This is a genomic window from Streptomyces sp. NPDC051963 (assembly GCF_044593495.1).
Classification (GTDB): Bacteria; Actinomycetota; Actinomycetes; order Streptomycetales; family Streptomycetaceae; genus Streptomyces.
The window spans coordinates 450224-470114 of sequence record NZ_JBIUCC010000001.1; the positions used below are offsets into that span (position 1 = coordinate 450224).

A 19891-nucleotide genomic window follows, 5' to 3' on the forward strand; every position below is an offset into this window, starting at 1 on the left:
CCTCCTCAACGACGATCCGGGCATCGGCGTACGGCCGCAGGATGATCAGGAACCGTCCAGCGACCCCGGGGAGCAGCCCATGCCACGACGTACGTCCGTCCTCGCCGCCACCGCCACCGCGATGGCCCTCGCCCTTGCCACGGGCCCCCTTGCCGCCCCGGCACTCGCCTCGCCCGGTCGGACGCCCGTGCCGTGCGTGGCCGCGCAGGAGGGGCCGGACATCGCGACCCTCGGTGCCGAGTTGGCCGAACTGCCCGACGCGAGTGCGACCGCCGCCACCGTCCGTGTGGGCGGCACTTGCACCTGGAGCGCGGCGGGCGGGGTTCGGGACGTGCGGACTCAGGCCCCGGCGATGGAGGAGGCGCGGTTCCGGGCCGGTTCGGTGACGAAGGTGGTGACCGCGTCGATCGTGCTTCAGCTCGCCGCCGAAGGGCGCATCAGCCTCGACGGCACGGTCCAGCAGTATCTGCCTGGCCTGCTCGACGACGCCTTCGAGCCCATCACCGTACGGCAGTTGCTGAACTACACCAGTGGTCTGAAGCCGGGCTCCGCCCAGCCCGGCGCCACCGTCGACGAGAGCTACCCGCACCGGTTCGAGACCGTGACCCCACGCGAGGTCGTCGCCGCATCGGTCGCCGCGGGCCCCGGTTCCGCGCCCGGCAAGCGGCAGTCCTACAGCAACATCCACTACACCGTGCTGGGCCTGCTGATCGAGAAGATCACCGACGACACCTACGCACACCAGGCGAAGGTCCGTGTCTTCCGCCCGCTCGGCATGCGCCACAGCTCCTTCCCCGTCGGCACCGACCCACGTATTCACGGACCGCACAACCGTGGATACGACTGGATCGACGGCGAGTTGACCGATGTCACCGAGTGGAACATGGCGGACCGCTGGGCGGCCGGCGACCTGATCTCGACCACCGCCGATCTGGAGCAGCTGGTGAAGGGGCTGTTCAGCGGCCGGGTCGTCCCCGAGCCGCAGTTGCAGGAGATGTTCACCGTCCCGGACATCGACGGTGCCAGTTTCGGGGCCGGGCTCCAGCGCTTCGAACTGTACGGCCAGGAGTTGTGGGGCAAGACGGGCTCCAGGCCGGGGTACGCGACGGGCATCGCCGCGACCCGCGACCTCTCAAGGACCGTCGTCTACTCGGTCAACTCGACCGAGGCCAAGGAGGACGGCCAGGCTGTGGCCGAGCGCTTCGGCTTCCCCGCGTTCAGACCGTGACGACCGCTGCCGCGACCGTCCGGTGTGCGGGCCGGGCAATTGGCTCCGGCTCGCGCTGCGGATATTCGGGGATACTGCCGGTACTGCCCCGCCGATCGGCGGGGGTGCAACCGCTGGTCGGCGGATGGAGGATTCAGTGTCGGGTCGGCTTTTCTGGGTGGTGCGCGCAACGAATGCGCATGCTAGCCATGCTATTGAAGGGTCGACGCGAATATGGAACGCAACCGCCGTCCGGTCAGCCGCCGTGGCGTCCTCATCGGTACTGCTGCCGCTGCCTTCTCGACCGGCGCTCTCTCCGCGTGCTCGACGGGAAAGGCTCGGGCAGCCGACGACCATGAGTTCGACGTTGTCGTGATCGGTGCGGGTGCGTCCGGTCTGGGCGCCGCCCGGGACCTGGTGGACGCCGGGAAGAAAGTCATGGTCGTCGAGGCCAGGAATCGCGTCTGCGGCCGTATGTTCACCGATCGGACCTCGATGCCCGTCCCGATCGAACTCGGATGTGAGTTCATCCACGGAACGACCGCCTCCACCTGGGACCTGGTCAAGAAGTTCCAACTCAAGACGCATTTTCAAGCCCGCATGATCTCGCGTACGGAACCGGGCGGCTCCTGGAAGGTGACCGACCAATCCGGACTGCCGGGGGAAGCCAAGAACTTCCAGGTCGTCGGTGGCTACAACAAGATCCTCGTCCCGCTCGCCAAGAACCTGCCGATCCAGCTCAACACCGTGGTGGGGCGCATCGAACACTCGGCTTCCGGTGTCGTCGTCCACGCCGAACAGCACGGACGCACCGTCAGTTACCGGGCCCGCTACGCGATCGTGACCGTGCCCGTGGCCGTACTGGCCGCCAGCGCCATCGAATTCTCCCCGGCCCTGCCATCGGAGAAGGTCGAAGCCTTCAAGGCCGTACCCCAGTCCCCCACCACGAAAGTACTCTGGCAGTTCGACCACCCCGTGCTTCCAGAGGATGCCGACTGGATTCGTGAAGCCGGTATGTCGGAATTCACGTACATGTGGAAGTCCTCCCCGGAGTTGCCCGACTTCAAGGGGCAGGTGGTCGGTACTGCGGCGGACCAAGAAGAGGCCACTCGTATGCTGGCGCTGCCCCGGAAACGCCGGCATGCGGAATTCCTCGAACTGGTACGGGGAGTTGTCGGCGATCGCAAGCTCAAAGCCGTCAATGTCGTCGAGCACGAATGGGCCAAAGACCCGTTCGCCCGCGCGGCGTTGACGGACTCGGGGCTCGTCACTGAACAGATGTCCGAAGCCGTCTTCCGCCCGGTCAACGGCAGCCTGTACTGGGCCGGAGTCATCACCGACCAGGTCGACTACTCACGCGATTCCGGCAAGAAGGCCGCTGCCGAACTGCTCGCCCGGCTCTCTGAGTAGGGCTGTTCCGGTCGGCGCCTGTCAGCCCCTGTCCAGGATCCGCCTCGCCGCCGCGTGCGCCGCCACCGTCACCACGCCCGCCGTGAGCAGGCCGGTGGCCAGGTCGCGGGCGCGGGTCGGGCGCAGTACGCCCGCGCGGCGCAGGCGGCCCCGGGCCCAGAGGGTGAACGGGACGACAAGGAGCGGCGAGGTCACCGAGCCCGGGGTGTAGCCGCGGACTGCTGCGGCCTGGGCGAGGTGGACCAGGCCGTGCAGCCCGAAGCCGTCGAGTACGGCCTGGTAGACGGGCGAGCGGCCGGCCGTGCGATGTCCGGCCGCGGACGCGGCGGCCACGGCCGTGCCGACCAGCGCCACGGCCAACGCGAACTCCCGGGCGTCCACGGCCTCGGCCTGCCGCCACACCCGCTCAGGCACTCCGGGGAACCGCTTGCGGAGTTCGGGGAGGTGCCGGCGCAGCCAGGCCGGGCCCGTGAGCAGTTCCTCCGCGTCGTGCAGCGCCCAGGCCGCCAACAGCCCGAACGTGACCGTACGGTCCACCGGCTGCGCCACGTCATTCATCGCCGTTCCCCCCTGTGACCCCATGCCGGGGACATTCTCACGACCGTCGACCGGAACCCCGGCCGGGTGCTCCCCCTTGATCCTCCCGGACACGGCTCAGCTGCCTCGGTGCTCCGGGGCCGCGTGATGGCGGCGGTAGTGCCGGGCCACGCGCACACGGTTGCCGCACACCGGCGAGCACCATTCGCGGCGCGCGTGAGTCTTGACGAAGAAGAGCGGGCAGTTCGGTGCCAGGCAGGGGTGCAGGCGCTCCGGGTCGGGTCCGGCGAAGAGGCCGACGGCCTGGTGCGCGATGAACCGTACCGCGAGGTCAGGGGCCGCTCCGGAGCCCCGGTAGACACGCGACGGTGCCCCGTCGGCGGGCCAGACCAGCTCCGGCCATGTCTGCGCGAGGGCGTTCAGCGTGCTGATGGCCTCCGGGAGAGCGGGCTCCGCGGCGGTGGCCGGCGGGCGCGGATCCCGGGTCGCCTCCGCTGCCAGTCTGCGCAGCGCGTCGCGCAAGGCGCGCAGTGTCCCGGCGACCGGGCGCACCGCGTCCTCGTCCACTGCGCCGGCGTCGATCCCGGCCTCGGTGCGGATTCGGCCGGCGACCGCGCACAGCCAGGCGGTGACACCGGCATCGGTGTCGAGGGCGTCGTAGGTGCGCCCGCGGTCCATGGTGACGGTGTTCATCAGCTCGACCGGCAGCGGCTCTCCCAACAGCGTCGCGCCTGTGGTCGCACCCTCGGTCGCCATGACTCCGACGTTACCCCGAGCTAATGGATAAGGAACGTCACACCCATTTGACCACCCTGACACCGGTCGCCAGGAAGGACCGCCACGGCGAGGTAATGGCCGGTATGTACAAGGGAAAATCCGGTTCATCACTCTGTAAATCGATCACTGGATCGGTGTAATCGGCACGCTTGCCGAGCCGCGGAGCGATCTAGCGTCGAAATGCACGGGGCCGCACGGACCAGAAAGGCATCGAGGCACACACATGCCCATCCCGAATACCGACGTCATGCCCGACACCGAGTTCGACTCCCTGACCGCTCCCCCCGGCTTCGGCCACCCGCCCGCCGACGAGCTGCTGCTCCCCGCCGACGAACTGCCCGAGTCCGAATCGTCGCCCGACCTGATCCTCCGCCGTATTCGCGACGAGCTGATGCTCGACGGCAACGCCCGGCTCAACCTCGCCACGTTCGTGACGACGTGGATGGAACCGCAGGCGCGCCAGCTGATGGCGGACACCGCGGAGAAGAACCTCGCGGACCGCGCGGAGTACCCCCAGATCACGGCCATGGAGGAGCGCTGCGTGCGCATGCTCGCCCGGCTCTGGCACGCGCCCCACCCGGAACAGGTACGCGGCTGCTCCACCACCGGTTCCAGCGAGGCCGCCATGCTCGGCGGGCTCGCGCTCAAGCGCCGCTGGCAGGACCGCCGACGCGCGCAGGGCAAGGACACCGCACGCCCGAATCTCGTCATGGGCTCGAACGTCCAGGTGTGCTGGAAGAAGTTCGCCAACTACTTCGAAGTGGAGCCGCGTTACGTCCCGATGGAACCGGGCCGCTACCACCTCACGCCCGACACGCTGACCGCCTACTGCGACGACAACACGATCGGCGTCGTGACCGTCCTCGGGTCCACCTTCGACGGCTCCTACGAGCCCGTCGCCGACATCTGCATGGCCCTGGACGGATACCAGGCCGCCACCGGAACCGACATCCCCGTGCATGTCGACGGCGCCTCCGGCGCTCTGGTGGCGCCGTTCCTCGACCCGGGTCTCATGTGGGACTTCCAGCTCGAACGCGTCGCCTCCATCAACACCTCGGGCCACAAGTACGGGCATGTCTTCCCCGGCCTCGGCTGGGCCCTGTGGCGCAACGCCGAAGCCCTCCCCGACGACCTGGTGTTCGAGGTCGACTACCTCGGCGGCCGGTCCCCCAGCTTCACCCTCAACTTCTCCCGCCCGGGAGCACACGTCGTCGCGCAGTACTACAGCTTCCTGCGGTACGGCTTCGAGGGCATGCGGAACCTGGCGGCCCAGAACCGTACGACGGCCCGTGCGCTCGCCGAGCGGATCCGCAGCATTCCGCCCTACGAGCTGGTCACGGACGGCTCGGAACTCCCGGCATTCGCCTTCCGCCTGGCATCCGGCACTCAGGGCCTCACGGTCTTCGACGTCTCGCAGGCGATGCGCGCACGGGGCTGGCACCTGCCCGCCTACACCTTCCCCGCGCCATGCCAGGACGTCTCCGTCCTGCGTCTGGTGGTGCGCACCGGACTCACCGCCCAGCTCGCGGGGATGTTCATCACCGACCTCACCGAGGTCACCCGGCGACTCCACACCGACCGGCGCACACCGCCACCACTCCTCGAGCCCCTCGCCGCCACCTGACCTCGACCGACCGCTTGTTACCGAACCTCGTCGGACCTGCCCAGGAAGCGGAAGGCCTCCCCCTGTTCCTGGAACAGGAAGAACGACGCCTCCTTCCTCGCATCCAGGGTTCTCTCGCCCTTGGAGAAGCTCAGGGTCTTTGCGATGCCCGGGTAGGTGACGTCGAACAGGCGCTCGGCAACAACACCGGGTTCGATGTCGGCCGCCCCGCCCAGCTTCTCCAAGGCACGGGCGACCAGTCCCACGGCGTCGTACGCCTCCGGAGCCCAACGGCCGGGCGCCGTGCCGAATCTTGCGCGGTAGGTGGTCGTGAAGGTGCGGGAGGCGCCGGCGGGGTCGGTGAAGGGGGTACCGAACACCCAGTTCCGGCCCGCCGAACCGGCCTCTTGGAGGAAGTCCGGCTGCATGATGTGCCAGGTGCCCAGGCGCGGTCCGGTGAAGCCCTCGTCGGCGAGCAGGCGGGCGCAGCGTGCGGCGCGCTCGGGCGATGTGCCGCTGAAGACGACGGCCTGCGCCTTGGCGGCGAGGGCGGCGCGGACGGCGGGCGCGAAGTCGTCACTGCCGGCCGCGACGGGGTGAACGCTGGTGGTGCCGCCGTTCGGTGGGACGGTCCTGAGCTGGTTGGTGAGGGCCGTACCGGTCTGCTCCGCATCCTGGTCGTCGATGACGGCGGTACGTTCAACCGGTCGCACCGCCGTCAGATACCGCACCAGCGGCAGGGCCAAAAGGGACTCGGGGCCCCGGGTGACGCACAGCGTGGTGATGTTCTGGCCGGACAGCTCTGCGCCGTCCGAGGAGATCAGCACCATGGCTGTGCGGGCCTCCTGGTAGTGCCGGGCGGCAGCGAGCGCCACAGCGGAGGTGTTGAGTCCTAGGACCGCCCGTACCTTGGCCTCCGTGAAACGCCGCGCGGCCTCCTCGGCGCGGGCCGTGTCGCCTCGGTCGTCGACGGTGTCCAGGGCGAGCCGGAACGTGATGCCCGTGCGCGCGTTGTGCTGCTCCACCGCGAGCCGGGCCCCGCGCTCCTGCGCCACCCCGTCCGCCGTCTTCCCGCCGCTCAGGTCGGCCTGGAAACCGATGGTGTGCACCGGAAGAGCGCCGCCCGTGTCCCCACGTCCAGCCGTCAGATAGGCAGCGACGCCACCGCCGGCCGCGACCACGGTCGCTGCCGCCGCGCCCCCCATCAGCAGAACCCGCCGCCGGCTCGGAGGACGGGCGTCCTGAGGGTCGGAAAGCGCCGGGTCGTCGTCCGGTCGGTGTGGGGCCCGCTGCGGGGTGGGCACGTCCAGCGCCCGGGCGGAGCGTTCGGCCACCACGCGCAGGATCGCGGGCGGAAGCCAGCCGTCCGCCCGGTCGTCCGTGGCCTCCCGTGCGAGCGACACCCGCGGGTCACGGAGCCCGCCCGCGACCTCCCCGGCCGTCGGCCGCCCGGCCGGGTCCTTGACCAGACAGGCCACGATCAACGACCGCAGCTCGCCCGGCACTTCGCCCAGATCCGGCGCCTCGTGCACCGTCCGGAAGAGGACGCCGGCGGCATGCCCGCTGCCGAACGGGCGCCGCCCCGACGCCGCATAGGCCAGGACGCACCCCAGCGAGAAGACGTCGCTCGCCGGGCCGACCTCCCCGCCGCGGGCCTGCGCGTGCTCCGGCGCGAGGAAGCCGGGCGTGCCGACGACGGCGTCCGGTGCGGTGAGCGCGGTCGCGCCCGCGGCGTAGGCGATGCCGAAGTCGATGAGGCGTGGGCCGTCGAGGGCCAGCAGGACGTTGCCCGGTTTCACGTCGCGGTGCACAAGTCCGGCGTCGTGTACGGCGGTCAGCGCGTCGGCGAGGAAGGACCCCAAGGTCCGTACGGCGGGGATCGGCAGCGCGCCGAATCCGTCGACCGCCTCGACCAGGGACGGGCCGGGTACGAACTCCGTGGCCAGCCAAGGCTCCCGGGCCTCCGTGTCGGCGGCCACGACCGGTACCAGCCAGCGTCCGGTCAGTCCGCGGACCGCCGCCACCTCGCGCCGGAACCGGGTACGGAAGGCGGGGTCCGCCGCATGCTCGGCGCGGATCCTCTTGAGCGCGACGAGCGCCCCGCCCGCCGTACGGGCGAGGTAGACCACACCCATGCCGCCCGAGCCGAGCCGGGTCAGCAACCGGTACCCACCGATCTCGTCGGGGTCGTCGGCGGTCAAGTGCCGCATCAGAAACTGACCTTGCCCGCGTAGGAGTACCGGCCGCCCTTCACCTCGTAGCGGAAGATCTCATTGCTCGTGAGCCACCGGTTTTCCTTGTCGAACGCATACGTCCGGACGAGTCCCTTGTACGTGCCCTTCGCCAGCAGGTCGTACAGCTTGGTCCGGGAGGGCCGGCCGCCGGTCCCGGTGAGACGGGCGATGATCATGCGGGCCACGTCGTAGGCCTCGGCCGCCCAGTACGGGGGTGGGCTGCCATAGCGCTTGCGGTAGGCGGTGGCGAAGGCGCGGACGGGTGCGGCCGACGGGTCGATGTACGGTGCGAAGATCTGCCAGCCCTCGGCGGCGGCGCCGGCGTCGCTCAGGAACTCCGGCCGGGCCGCCGGGTAGCCGAGCGAGCGCAGGCCGTCGAAGTCCGTCTGCGCGAGGGCGCGTGCCACGGCGGCGGCGCGGGCGGGGGTACCCGTGTACACGAAGCCGTCGGGTCGTTGCGCGACCATCTCCGCGACCACGGGTGCGAGGTTGTCGGCCAGTCGCGGTGCCACGCGCGGCTCGCCGGCGATCTTGAGGACACCGAGGTTCTGGAACATCGTGTGGCCGAGTTGCCAGGCCGGGATGCCGCCGTCACGGTCGACCAGCACGCCCACTCGGCGGGCGCCCTGGGTGTACAGGGAGTAGGCGGCCGTGCTCGGCAGGCCCGTGTAGCCGGGGACTGCCTGGAGGAAGTGGCGGGGCTCCGAGACGCCGTACACGCTCTGCGCGGAGGACGCCGTGAGCTGGGGGACGAGCTCGGCGTCGTAGCTGTCGAGGCTGGCGCCGGTTGTCTCGTCGCCGGTCGAGCCGATGACGGCGAGCAGATCGCGGTCTGCGGCGAGAGCGCGGGCCACCTTGACCGCGCGGGTCGCGTCGCCTTGGTCGTCGGCCGTCTTGAGGGTGAGCGTGAAGGGTTTGCCCGTGCGGGAGTTGAACTGCTCGACGGCCAGTCGTATCCCGCGTTCCTGGGCCTGTCCGACGGTTTTCTGCGGTCCCGTCAGATCGGCCTGGACGCCGAGGATCCAGCGCCGGGCCCGGGACGAGGCGGTCGGTGCGGTGCCGTCGTCCCGCTGTGCGGCCCAGAGTGCGGTACCGCCGCCGGCGGCGAGCAGGGCCGCGCCGCCGAGCAGGAGGAAGCGGCGACGGTCCGACGGACGCGGTGCCTGTGCGGGAACCTCCGTGGGCTCCCCGTCCGTTGTCGCGTCGAGGGCCGTCTCCTCGATGTCCGGGAGGGCGAGCAGCGCGGCGGAGCGGTCCGCGATGAGTCGTACGACGGTGTCGGGCAGCCAGTCCGCGGTGTCGGCGGGCGTCTCCTCGGCCAGTGCCTCGTCCATCTCGCGGGCGGTGGGCCGGGCGGCCGGGTCCTTGGCGAGGCAGCGCTCCAACAGGGCACGTGTGTCGTCCGGGACGCCGTCGAGATCGGGCTCGTCGTGCACGGTGCGGTAGAGGAGGGCGTCCACGGCGCCGGTGCCGAAGGGCAGGCGTCCGGTGGCGGCATAGGAGAGCAGACAGCCGAGGGCGAAGACATCACTGGCGGGCGAGGCGGGCTGCGCCTGTGCCTGCTCGGGAGCGAGGAAGCCGGGGGTGCCGACGACCATGTCGGCCGAGGTCAGCGCCGTCTCCTCGGGGGCGCGGGCGATCCCGAAGTCGATGAGGCGTGGGCCGTCGACGGCCAGCAGCACATTGCCGGGCTTGACATCGCGGTGCACAAGTCCCGCGTCGTGTACGGCGGTCAGGGCGCGGGCCAGCATCCGCCCGAGGACGCGCATCGCACGCGGCGGCAAGGGGCCGCACATGGCGACGGCCTCGGCGAGCGAGGGGCCGGGGACGAAGGCGGTGGCGAGCCAGGGTGCGGACGCGTCCGGGTCGGCGCCGGTGACGGGCACGGCCCAGGGGCTGTCCACGCGCCGTGCGGCGGCGACCTCACGGCGGAAGCGGGCGCGGAACTCGGGCTGGTCGGCGTATTCGGGCAGGATCACCTTGACGGCGGCCAGCTCTCCCGATCCGGCGCGGCCGAGGTAGACGACACCCATGCCGCCGGCACCGAGCCGGGCGAGCAGTCGGTGACCGCCGATGCGGGCCGGGTCGGCGCCGGTGAGTTTCTCGGTCATCGGCGCTCGCCCTCCGTGTTGCCGCTCGGCTCCTGCGTGTCCCGCTCGACGGCGGCTCTGAGGCGGGTGCGCATGCCTGCGTGCGGATCCCGCAGCCGGTCGAACAGGCCTGTCCGGGTCCAGCCCTTGGAGCCCTTGGCGGAGACGGCGAGGGTGAACTGGCCGATGCGGGTCTGCTCCCAGATGTACTCGTGGGGGCCGCCGACTTCGGCGCTCGTGTACGTGCCCACTTCGGTGAGGGCGTCGTCGGCGTACTCGTTCCCGGTGTCGCCGAAGGAGTTGGGGACGTCGTTCAGGTCCGTGACCACCTCGTCGGAGCGGAGTTGCTGCGCGGGGCAGCGCATCATCTCCTCCAGGACCTCGGCGTTCTCCCAGTCGGCCTGCTCGGCGGTGCGATGCACGGTGACGACGGCACTCAGCCGCAGCGGACCCTCTTTGCCCTTCGCCGGTATCTCGTAGGAGCGGGTCAAGGTGGCGAGGACGTCCTTCGGGAGCGGCTGCTGATGCCAGACACACTCGTCGCCGAGGACCGGCCAGCGCTGCGGGTCGCTCTCGTACGGGGTCCCGCGCACGGCGTCGGGGCCGAAGGCGGCGGGGTCCGGGATCAGATCACGGATGAGGGCGGCGGCCTGCGCCTTGGTGCCGGGGAGTCTGGCGGGGTCGATGTCGACGACCTCGGTGGGCGACGGGGAGGCTCTTGCCGACGCTCGCCCCTTCTTGGCCGACGCCGATGCCGGCGGTTCGTCCGGGTCGGACGTACAACCGCTCAACAGAAGGACACACACCGCACCGGCACAGCCGAGGCGCGCCACTTTGCCCCTCACGACCACAAGTTCCCCCTGCCACCATCGGCACACCATCCGTGTCCACGATGCTAAGCAGCAACTTGCCCGATATCAGGACCGGTTGACGATCATGTGGCACAGCTGTTCCCCATCTGTCACACAGAAACGGCAGGTCGCCGGTCCAGCGCGACAGGACTGCGGCCGCCACCCGACCGGACGACTCGGGTGGCGGCGGCCTTGTGCAACCGGCTCAGTCGGCGACCACGGAGGTGTTCAGCCCCTTGTCGTAGTGGTTGCGCGCGATCCGGATGTCCGAACTGCCGTGGAAGACGAACAGCGGTGAGGTGTACGGCGGGTGGTCCGCTCCGTCCAGCCGCCGGACGGTGTTGCCGGTGAAGGCGAACCCGCCGACGCCCTTGGCGTTGACGACGGTGACGTCACCGATGTCGAACGAGTTGTGCTCGACCGAGATGTTGCGGTGCACCGGGTTCGCCGGGTCGATGACCTGGTTGGTCGGCTCCACGAAGATGACGGGACCGGTGGGCCGGGTGAAGGAGTTCCCGCGGATCGTGAGGTCGGCGACCGACCCGGACTCGTACCACTGGTAGGCGTCGGCGGAGACGTAGATGCTGGCCATCGACATCGCGTCGAACCGGTTGCCGGTGATCAGGACGGGTTTGCGGGTGGTGACCAGGATGCCGCGGGTCGGCACGTTGCGGAACACGTTGCCGGAGATGACGACCGACGGGGTGGCCGTGATGTTCTCGACGACGGTCTCGCCGATCTCGGCCCCGGCGGGCACGGGCCGGTCGAAGGTGACGGTCATCGTGGTCAGCGGCTTGTCGTGGTCCATCCCGCTCGGCCCGTCGACCGCGGTGACCTTCGCGTGCGCGTCCGGCAGCGGGGTCATCGTGCGCTTGGAGGCGAACTCGACCTCGTCACCCGGGGCGAACTGCGGGAATCCGGCGGTCTGCGGGTGCTTGTAGGCGAGGGTGACGGTGTTCGGTCCGGGCTTCCCCACGACTTCGAGGTAGGTGCCGTGGATGTTGATCGGGTCGTCGTGCGGGCCGTCGAAGAGACTCCGGGTGATCGAGACCTTCCCCTTGACGCCTGACATCTGCACGAAGTCCGCGAAGGAGGACGTCGACCGGCCGGACTTCGGATCGGGTGCGAAGTTCACCTTGTCGATGGAGATGTTCTCGCTGAACTGCCCCACCACGCCGAAGGACTGGAGGTAGTAGGCGTTCATCGAGCGCATCGTGACGTTCTTGGACTCCCAGATGAACGCGCCCGGTTCCGTCCGCTCGATGAGGCGCATCTGGTAGACGAGCCCGGCGTCGGTGGGCGGTGCCGTGGTGCTGTAGTCGATCCGGATCCGGCGATCGCCGAGGTCGGTGACCGAGGCGACGTCGTTGAACAGCGGGTTGTCCGCGCGCCAGGTCTTCTGCGCCTTGGGGTCGTGGATCTGCGTGTACTGGAGTCCGTCGTCGCCCGACCAGTACGGCTGTCCGGTGGCCGGACTGGTCTCGCCGAGCCAGGTGATGTGTGTGCCGTTCACCTGGTACGGGCTGCCGGCCGGGATCTTCAGGACACGGTAGGCGCGCCCGTCGGTGACACCGGCGGTGGCGACGGTCGCGTCGATGACCTGAGGGGCCGCGTAGTCGAAGGAGAAGTTCTGGAACGTCACATTGGTCGAGCGGATCGACGCGAACGCCGTCTGGAGACCGTGGTAGACGAGCTTGGCTCCGCCGCCGTCGATGGTGACGTCGTGCATGTCCTCGACGAGCAACCCGATCTTCTTGTCCCGGTAACGCTGGTCGGCGCCGACCGTGTTGGACACATACAGCTCACGCGTCTCGGCCCGCTCGGGGTAGATCTGGTAGGTGCCCTTCGAGAAGACGATCCTGACCGGCCGATCGACGCTCTTGGCGTGCCGCAGCGCCGCGGCGACGGCCGGCGCCGAGTCGGTCCGGCCGGTGGGGTCGGCTCCGTAGTCGTCCACGTCGACCACGACCGGTCTTGCGCTGGGTACTGCGGCGACGGGACTGGCGGCACCTCCGAACAACGCGAGCGCCAACCCGAGAAACACGAACCGAGACTTTGACATCGCCCCTCCGGAGCGTCCATGAGCCAAGAAACACCCAATGAATAGGCGGAGTTGCCACCCAGTTTCCCGGCCGGATCTCCGAGCAGAGTGTCTATAGATCCGATGTCTAGGTCAATGGTACGGACGAGTCTCACTCCGCCCTCGGAGCCGCAGTACTCGCGCGGATCACCAGTTCCGGGTCGAAGAGGAGTTCACCGACGGGGACGTCGCGGTTGCCGACCAGCGCGAGGATGCTGCGGGCCGCCTCCGAGGCCAGACGGTCGGCCGGCTGACGGACCGTGGTGAGCGGAGGGTCGACGAAGTCCATGATCATGGAGCCGTCGTAGCCGACGACCGACACATCGCCCGGCACGTCGTACCCCTGGCGCCGTGCCCCGCGGATCGCGCCCAGCGCCATGTAGTCGCTGGCGGCGACGATGGCTGTGGCGCCGCGACCGAGGAGCGAGATCGCGGCGGACTGACCGCCCTCGACGGTGTAGGACTGCCGGACCACCCACTGCTCCGGGTTCTCCATCCCGCGCCGGGCGAGCGAGGAGACGAAGCCGCTGACCCGGCGGTCGGCCGGGCGGTTGCCGACCGGACCCGATGCCATACCGATGCGGCGGTGACCGAGCCTGTAGAGGTGGTCGACGGCGAGTTCGGCGGCCAACAGGTCGTCGGTGGAGAAGACCGGCGCCTCGCCCACGCCCTCGAACTGGCCGTTGACCCCGACGAACGGGATCCTGCGGGAGCGAAGGAGTTCGTACGCCGCCGGGTCCGCGCCCTCGATCGTGTTGCTGGCGGAGAGGAAGACGACGCCGGCGATGCCCCGGTCGGCGAGGGAGGTCACGAAGTCCAGCTCCTGCACACCGCCGGGGAAGCAGGGGCACAGGACCGTCTTCAGGCCGTGCGGGGCGAGAGTGGACTCGATCCGTTCGCTGACGTCGGCGAAGAACGGGTTGGAGACCAACTCCGTGATGACCGCGACGAGTTGGCCCCGCGTCTGCCGCTCGTACCCCAGGTCGGCCATGGCCTGCTCGACCGCCTCGCGGGTCTTGCGCGCCACACCCTGACGCCGGTTGATGACGCGGCTGACCGTGGCCTCACTCACCTGCGCCCGGACCGCGACCTCGGTGATGCCGACCTTCATACGGTGCCCTCCGAGCTCAACTTGCAATAGATCGATGAAAACTTTCAGCTTCTTCGTCCACGCAAAATAGCAGTGAGCCTGCGTGTCTTCCATGTTTCTTGCGCATGACCATTGAACCGCCTCTTCGGCCCCTGTTAGCTTTCCGCCACCACTCGGCCGCCCTTCCGCTCGCCGTGACTGAAGACCCGGGAGACACGATGAAGCCCTCAAGGCTCATGCTGCTCACCGCTGTTGCCGTGATCGTGCCGATGGCACCCGCACTGTCGGCCGGCGCGGCGGCAGACGACGCCACCCGTCCCCAACTCGCCATCGAGGACCCGGGCTTCGAGAACGGCGGTACGGGCTGGACCTTCGGCCCCGGCACCGGGGTCGGCACCGGCAACTCCCACGGCGGTGCCCGCTTCCTCTACCTCGACGCCGGAGCCGGCAAGAGCGCCGAGCTGACCGTCGTGGCGCCCCGGAAGGGCAGTTACGACCTCTCCGCGTGGATCGGCAGCGCCGGTACCGGTGGCACGTACACGGTCCGGCGCAACGGCGAGACCGTCGAGACGATCACCCTGCCGGAGCGCCGCTCATACGCCCGGTACACCGTCAGCGGGGTCGAGTTGAAGGGCGGCAACCGGCTGGAGATCGCCTTCGGCTCGGGCAGTGCCTGGGTCAACGTCGACGACCTGATGATCTCCCCCGCCGCGCCCGCCGACCCCAAGGTCACCTCGTCCGACCCCGAGGTCGTCGAGATGTTCGCCTGGGCCAAGAAGAAGGCCAACAGCTGGGTACAGCTGCCCGGCACAGTGGGCCCGATCAACGTAGACGAGTACCAGACCGGCGGCACCGGCACCGCGCAGTACGGGCCCTCCTACTGGGCCGGATACGCCAACCGCAGCGCCTACTACTCCCGCGACATGACCCACCAGCTCGTCGGCGCCCACATCCTCGGCCTCGACACCGAGAACAGGACGATGCTCCGCTCGTACGCGTCGTCGGCCACCGCCGAGCACAAGTACTTCCCGGTGTGGGCCCTCAACTTCGATGCCAAGACCTACCTGAGCATCGACTACAAGAGCCCGGACAATTTCGTGCGCGAAGTGCCCGCCGTCTTCGAACTCATCGAGAAGGCAGGCCAGGCGTACCTCTGGACCGGCGACCGGAGATACGTGGACGACCCGGTGCTGTGGGACTTCTACCGGCACGCCACCGAGGAGTTCATCGACCTCCACAACTCCGCCAAGCCCAACGGCGATGTCGAGGTCGCCGAGGGCACGGGCAACGGCATCTTCGCCGGCGCCGCCAGCTACAACGAGCAGGACGGCGACGGCCTCGCCGAGGCCGGTGACGGCATCGCCGCGCAGTACCAGGCGTATCTGGCGCTGGCCACGCTCGCACGCGGCAAGGGCGACACCGCGCTGGCCAGGACGTACGACAAGCGTGCCGCCGATCTCAAGGCGTACTACAACGACGAGTGGAGCGGCACCGGAAGCGGCGCCGACATGGTCCGCGCGTACTCCACGTCCAACACCCCGGTCACCGGCTGGGGCAAGGAGAACAGCGTGTTCGTGCCGATGAAGCAGATCCTCGATCCCGGCCCGCGCAACGACGCCTACCTCGACTACATCCAGGAGCAGGAACTGGGTCCTGAGGGGTCGCCCAACATCGAGTCGACGACGTACCTGCCCGACATGTTCTTCAAGAACAACCGCAACGACACCGCCTGGACGTGGATGAAGAAGATCTACGAGCAGCGGGAGCTCCAGCACATCAACTCCAGCCAGGGCCCCAACGGCGACTACCCCGAGGTGTCCTTCACGCTCGTCAGCCAGACCGTCGAGGGCCTGATGGGCATCGCACCGGACGCGGCGAACCACAGGGTGACCACGCAGTCCCGACTGCCGGCGGGCATGAAGTGGCTCCAGACCGCGGACGTCCCCATCGGCAAGAACACGATCACCGTGCGGCACGACGGCGCGACGAAGTCCACGCTGACGAACAACGCCCGCAAGGATGCCTACAGCTGGGAGGCCCGCTTCCCCGGGGTCCACAAGAAGATCACCGTCGACGGCGTGCCGCAGCACGTGCGCACCAAGACGGTCGGCGGCGTGACCTACACGTACGCGACGCCGACGGTGCGGGCGGGGAAAACGGCAGTGGTGCAGGTGACCGACTGACGGGAACGCCATCTCCCGGTCCGCGCCGAGCCGTTGGCAGTCCGGCAGTCGGCCGACTGCTAGCGGCTCACGTGTGCGGGGATCCGGCTGTGGATGTCCTTGAGCATGGTCTGCATGCCCATGCGGAAGATCTCGGCCTGATGGTCGCCGATGAAGGACGTGTGCCCGAACACCTCCAGGACGACGAGGCCGTGCATGTGTCCCCATGCGCTCAGCAGGAGAGCGGTTGCGGGGGGCGGCAGAGCACCCGGATCGCCCGGGCCTTCCATGCCTTCCGGTGACAGGTGTGCCAGGTGTGCCTGGAGCGAGGGCGAGAGCGCGGGGGTGTCGGCCGCGGCGAGTTGCTCCGCGCTGAACCCGCCGAAGAGCTCACGCTCGAAGATCGCGCTCATCCGGCGCATCGCCTGGGTGGTCGGGCCCTCGACGGGTGCCGCGTAGTCCCGCAGCGGTGTGCCGTAGAGCAGTTGGAACCGTTCGGGATGGGTGACGGCCCACCGGCGGTAGCCCTCGGCCGCGACGACCAGACGCGGCAGATCCGTGTCGTCCTCCACGGTGTTGAGGGCTGTCTGCACCGCTGCCGCCAGGTCGTCGTACGCCTCGGCGATGAGTTCTGTGACGAGTGCGTCCCGGCTCGGAAAGTAGTGGTAGAGCGCCTGCACGGTCATCCCGAGGCTGCGGGCGACCGCTCGCAGGGACAGCGCCGCGGGACCGTGTCGGGTGATGTGGAGCTCGGCGGCGTCCACGATCTCACGGGTGGCCGCGGCCCGGCGTCGCTGACGCAAGGAGGGCGGGGTCGTCGCGTGTTCGTCCACGGGCATGGGACGACCGTACGACGGCAACTCCGACGGTGTCTCGGGGATTTGAACACTGTTAGGTAAATCTGGCACTGCCAAAGCCTGTGCCCCCTCCCCTAACGTCGTTGCCGCGACGCAAACCGGTCTGCTTCACGTCGTTTTCACCTTCATTTGCACCACAAGGACGTAAGGGAGATCGTGCGTGTTTGAACGCATAGCCGAACTGACGATTCGCCGGTCGCGGCTGGTACTCGTCGTCGCCGTCGTGGCGGTGGCCCTCATGGGCGCCTTGGGCGCCGGCGCGTTCGGCAAGCTGCTCGGCGGCGGCTTCGACGACCCTGCCTCTCAGTCCACCCGCGCCGGGAAGGCCATCGACGAGAAGTTCGGCGGAGAGCCGAACCTGGTCCTGCTGGTCCGCGCCCCTGACAGCCGCGTCGACACCCCGGCCGCACGGCAGAGCGGCCAGGATCTGATGGCCGACCTCAAGGAAGAGAAGAACCTCGCGAACGTCGTCTCGTACTGGGACACGGGCAGCGCCGACCTCCGCTCCCGGGACGGGCGCGAGGCCATCGTCCTCGCCCATGTGAAGGGGGACGAGACAGCGCAGCAGAAGAACGCGCAGGACGTCATCGACGCCTACACCGGGACGTACGAGAACGCACTCACGGTCCGGGCCGGCGGCGGCGCGGCCGTCGGCAGCGACATGTCGACGCAGGTGACCGAAGATCTCGTGCTGGCCGAGACCATCGCCATCCCGCTGACCCTCGTGCTGCTGCTGTTCGTCTTCGGCAGTGTGGTCGCGGCCCTGCTGCCGCTCGCCATCGCGATCATCGCCATCCTGGGCTCCTTCGCCCAGCTCTCTCTCCTCGCCGACGTCACCGACGTCTCCATCTCCGCGACCAACCTCACCACGGCGCTGGGTCTCGGACTCGGCATCGACTACGCCCTGCTGATGATCAGCCGCTTCCGGGAGCAGCTCGCGGCGGGGTTGAGCGTGGACGACGCCGTCCGGCAGACGGTGAACACCGCGGGCCGCACCGTCGCGTTCTCGGCGGCGACGGTGGCCGCCGCGCTCGCGGCGCTCCTGGTGTTCCCGCAGTACTTCCTCAGCTCGTTCGGCTATGCCGGCGTCGGTGTCGTCGCCATCGCTGCCGTCAGCACCCTGTTCGTGATGCCGGCCCTGTTCGTCGTCCTGGGGCACCGGGTCAACAACGGGCGGCTGCCGTGGTTGAGGCGAGGGCGCGCCGACGCGTCCACGTCCATGTGGGGGCGGCTGGCCCGTACCGTCATGCGGCGGCCCGCGCTCACCGCGCTGCCCGTGCTCGCGGTCCTGCTGGTGGCGGCGAGCCCCCTGCTGGGCATCACCTTCGGCACGCCGGACGAACGGGTCCTGCCGGAGGGCGCCGAGAGCCGCCAGGTCTCCACGGCACTGCGGGAGAACTTCAACGGCAACGACGAGGCGGCCCTCCACGTCGTCATCGACCAGACTGTGGCCGAGGGCCCGTTGAGCAAGTACGCCGTCGAACTGTCCGGGCTCCAGGGAGTAGTCCGCGTCGAGACCAGCGGGGGGACCTACGCCGGCGGAGCGGCGACGGCGGCCGGCGCGGACAACGCGAACCTCGGCCGGCCCGACGCACAGCAGATCAGTGTGGTGAGCGACCTGGCACCGCGGTCGGACGAGGCGCAGAGCCTGGTCGACGAGGTGCGGGCGGTCACCCCGCCCGTCGGGTCACAGCCCCTGGTGGGCGGGGTCGACGCCGAACTGGTCGACTCCAAGGACTCCATCAGCAGTCGGCTCCCGATCGCCGTCGCCCTGGTCGCCCTCACCACCTTCGTCCTGCTCTTCCTGTTCACCGGCAGCGTCGTGCAGCCGCTGCGGGCGCTGCTCCTCAACATCATCAGCCTGGGAGCGACCCTCGGCGTCATGACCTGGATGTTCCAGGACGGCAACCTCTCCTCCCTGTTCGGCTTCACCGCGCAGCCGATGGAGGTGTCGATGACCGTGCTGATGTTCTGCATCGCCTTCGGCCTCTCGATGGACTACGAGGTGTTCGTCACCAGCCGGATCAAGGAACTCCACGATCTGGGCGAGGACAACGAGTCCGCCGTGGCCAACGGTCTCGGGCACACCGGACGCATCGTCACCGCGGCGGCCTGTCTGCTCGCCGTGAGCTTCTTCGCCTTCGGCACCTCCAAGATCAGCTTCATGCAGATGTTCGGCCTCGGCAGCGGACTGGCCATCCTCATCGACGCCGTCGCGGTACGCGGCGTTCTCGTCCCCGCCGCGATGCGCCTGCTCGGCCGCTCGGCCTGGTACGCGCCCGGCTTCCTCCGCAAGGTCCACGGCCGGTTCGGCCTCAGCGAAGGCGGCCCGACACCACAGTCCGCGGCCGCATCGGGGCCCACGGCAGAGTCGCCGTACATCAGGGACTCGACGGGAGTCTGACCACGCGAGTCCACGCCCCGCCAAGTGCCCGCCTCCACCCCCAGGAGGCGGGCACAGCCACACTCGTCCATGCGGGTGAAACCGGCACAATCACCAACGGACTCAAGGTGGACCACGACGGTCTGCTGTACCTCTCGTCCGGATCCACCGGGGGTGCCGCACGGATCGTCGACTCCCGCACCGGCAGCCTCGTGGCCACGTACCAACTGAACGACCCGACGGGCCACTTCATCAACGACGTCGCCCTGCTCGGCGACCGCGCCTGGTTCACCGACTCCTACGGCGCCGTCCTCTACGGTGTCAGCGCCAACGGCCTCGTCCCCACCCCCGACGGCACGGGACTGATCGTCGTCAACGGCGGCAAGCTCTACCGCGTGCCGCTGCGGACCGGTGAGGCCACCGAGATCACGCTGAGCGGTACGACCGCGCTCACCTACGGCGACGGCCTCGTGCTCGTCGGCCACACCCTGTACGTCGTCCAGAACCGGCTCAACCAGGTCAGCGTGCTCGACCTCGCCTGTACCTGGCCAACGCACGCTTCACGAGCCCGCAGCTCCCGGAGACGACCTTGACCTGTGTCGCGGTCCCG

Annotated in this window: 14 protein-coding genes; 6 read left to right on the forward strand and 8 right to left on the reverse strand. The window is 69.4% G+C overall.

What is annotated here, in order from left to right; genetic code table 11:
• The first annotated feature begins 79 nt into the window (after nucleotides 1-79).
• Together ACIHFB_RS01755 and ACIHFB_RS01760 are read left to right on the forward strand one after the other, a co-directional pair.
• A complete protein-coding gene (locus tag ACIHFB_RS01755) occupies nucleotides 80-1228 on the forward strand; it encodes a serine hydrolase domain-containing protein (protein ID WP_400124900.1) in 1149 nt (382 codons plus the stop codon).
• 213 nt (nucleotides 1229-1441) lie between these two features.
• Nucleotides 1442-2617: a flavin monoamine oxidase family protein gene (locus ACIHFB_RS01760; protein WP_400124901.1), complete on the forward strand. Its 1176-nt coding sequence runs from the start codon at nucleotides 1442-1444 to the stop codon at nucleotides 2615-2617.
• Nucleotides 2618-2638: 21 nt separating this feature from the next.
• Here the strand turns inward: ACIHFB_RS01760 and ACIHFB_RS01765 are convergent, their stop codons facing one another.
• Nucleotides 2639-3175: an HXXEE domain-containing protein gene (locus ACIHFB_RS01765; protein ID WP_365268477.1), complete on the reverse strand. Its 537-nt coding sequence runs from the start codon at nucleotides 3173-3175 to the stop codon at nucleotides 2639-2641.
• Between the two features lie 96 nt (nucleotides 3176-3271).
• Nucleotides 3272-3910 carry a CGNR zinc finger domain-containing protein gene (locus ACIHFB_RS01770; protein WP_400124902.1) on the reverse strand — a complete coding sequence of 213 codons (639 nt, stop codon included), beginning with the start codon at nucleotides 3908-3910 and terminating at the stop codon, nucleotides 3272-3274.
• Nucleotides 3911-4154: 244 nt separating this feature from the next.
• Here ACIHFB_RS01770 and ACIHFB_RS01775 point away from each other — a divergent pair, with 244 nt between their 5' ends.
• Nucleotides 4155-5555, forward strand: coding sequence for a glutamate decarboxylase (locus tag ACIHFB_RS01775; protein ID WP_400124903.1), 1401 nt, complete (start codon nucleotides 4155-4157; stop codon nucleotides 5553-5555).
• Between the two features lie 17 nt (nucleotides 5556-5572).
• Here ACIHFB_RS01775 and ACIHFB_RS01780 read toward each other — a convergent pair whose 3' ends face one another.
• The 5 genes from ACIHFB_RS01780 to ACIHFB_RS01800 form a co-directional block, all read right to left on the reverse strand.
• Nucleotides 5573-7744 carry a bifunctional serine/threonine-protein kinase/ABC transporter substrate-binding protein gene (locus tag ACIHFB_RS01780; RefSeq protein ID WP_400124904.1) on the reverse strand — a complete coding sequence of 724 codons (2172 nt, stop codon included), beginning with the start codon at nucleotides 7742-7744 and terminating at the stop codon, nucleotides 5573-5575.
• Complete coding sequence (locus ACIHFB_RS01785) at nucleotides 7744-9879, reverse strand: bifunctional serine/threonine-protein kinase/ABC transporter substrate-binding protein (protein ID WP_400124905.1); 2136 nt, start codon at nucleotides 9877-9879, stop codon at nucleotides 7744-7746. The genes ACIHFB_RS01780 and ACIHFB_RS01785 overlap by 1 nt, the downstream gene beginning before the upstream one ends.
• Nucleotides 9876-10703, reverse strand: coding sequence for a hypothetical protein (locus tag ACIHFB_RS01790; RefSeq protein ID WP_400124906.1), 828 nt, complete (start codon nucleotides 10701-10703; stop codon nucleotides 9876-9878). The genes ACIHFB_RS01785 and ACIHFB_RS01790 overlap by 4 nt, the downstream gene beginning before the upstream one ends.
• 211 nt (nucleotides 10704-10914) lie before the next feature.
• Nucleotides 10915-12675, reverse strand: coding sequence for a glycosyl hydrolase family 28-related protein (locus tag ACIHFB_RS01795; protein ID WP_400124907.1), 1761 nt, complete (start codon nucleotides 12673-12675; stop codon nucleotides 10915-10917).
• Between the two features lie 226 nt (nucleotides 12676-12901).
• The gene (locus tag ACIHFB_RS01800) at nucleotides 12902-13900 is read right to left on the reverse strand and encodes a LacI family DNA-binding transcriptional regulator (protein WP_400124908.1); all 999 of its coding nucleotides are present in this window, start codon (nucleotides 13898-13900) and stop codon (nucleotides 12902-12904) included.
• 197 nt (nucleotides 13901-14097) lie between these two features.
• Here ACIHFB_RS01800 and ACIHFB_RS01805 point away from each other — a divergent pair, with 197 nt between their 5' ends.
• Nucleotides 14098-16062, forward strand: coding sequence for a hypothetical protein (locus tag ACIHFB_RS01805; RefSeq protein ID WP_400124909.1), 1965 nt, complete (start codon nucleotides 14098-14100; stop codon nucleotides 16060-16062).
• 59 nt (nucleotides 16063-16121) lie between these two features.
• Here ACIHFB_RS01805 and ACIHFB_RS01810 read toward each other — a convergent pair whose 3' ends face one another.
• Complete coding sequence (locus ACIHFB_RS01810; RefSeq protein ID WP_365268502.1) at nucleotides 16122-16880, reverse strand: TetR/AcrR family transcriptional regulator; 759 nt, start codon at nucleotides 16878-16880, stop codon at nucleotides 16122-16124.
• Between the two features lie 178 nt (nucleotides 16881-17058).
• Between ACIHFB_RS01810 and ACIHFB_RS01815 the strand changes: the two genes are divergently transcribed.
• Both ACIHFB_RS01815 and ACIHFB_RS01820 read left to right on the forward strand, forming a co-directional pair.
• Nucleotides 17059-19302 (forward strand): MMPL family transporter, encoded by a 2244-nt coding sequence (locus tag ACIHFB_RS01815; RefSeq protein WP_400124910.1) that lies wholly within the window; start codon nucleotides 17059-17061, stop codon nucleotides 19300-19302.
• 107 nt (nucleotides 19303-19409) lie between these two features.
• Nucleotides 19410-19874, forward strand: a complete 465-nt coding sequence (locus ACIHFB_RS01820; RefSeq protein ID WP_400124911.1) for a hypothetical protein — start codon at nucleotides 19410-19412, stop codon at nucleotides 19872-19874.
• Nucleotides 19875-19891: the final 17 nt, after the last annotated feature.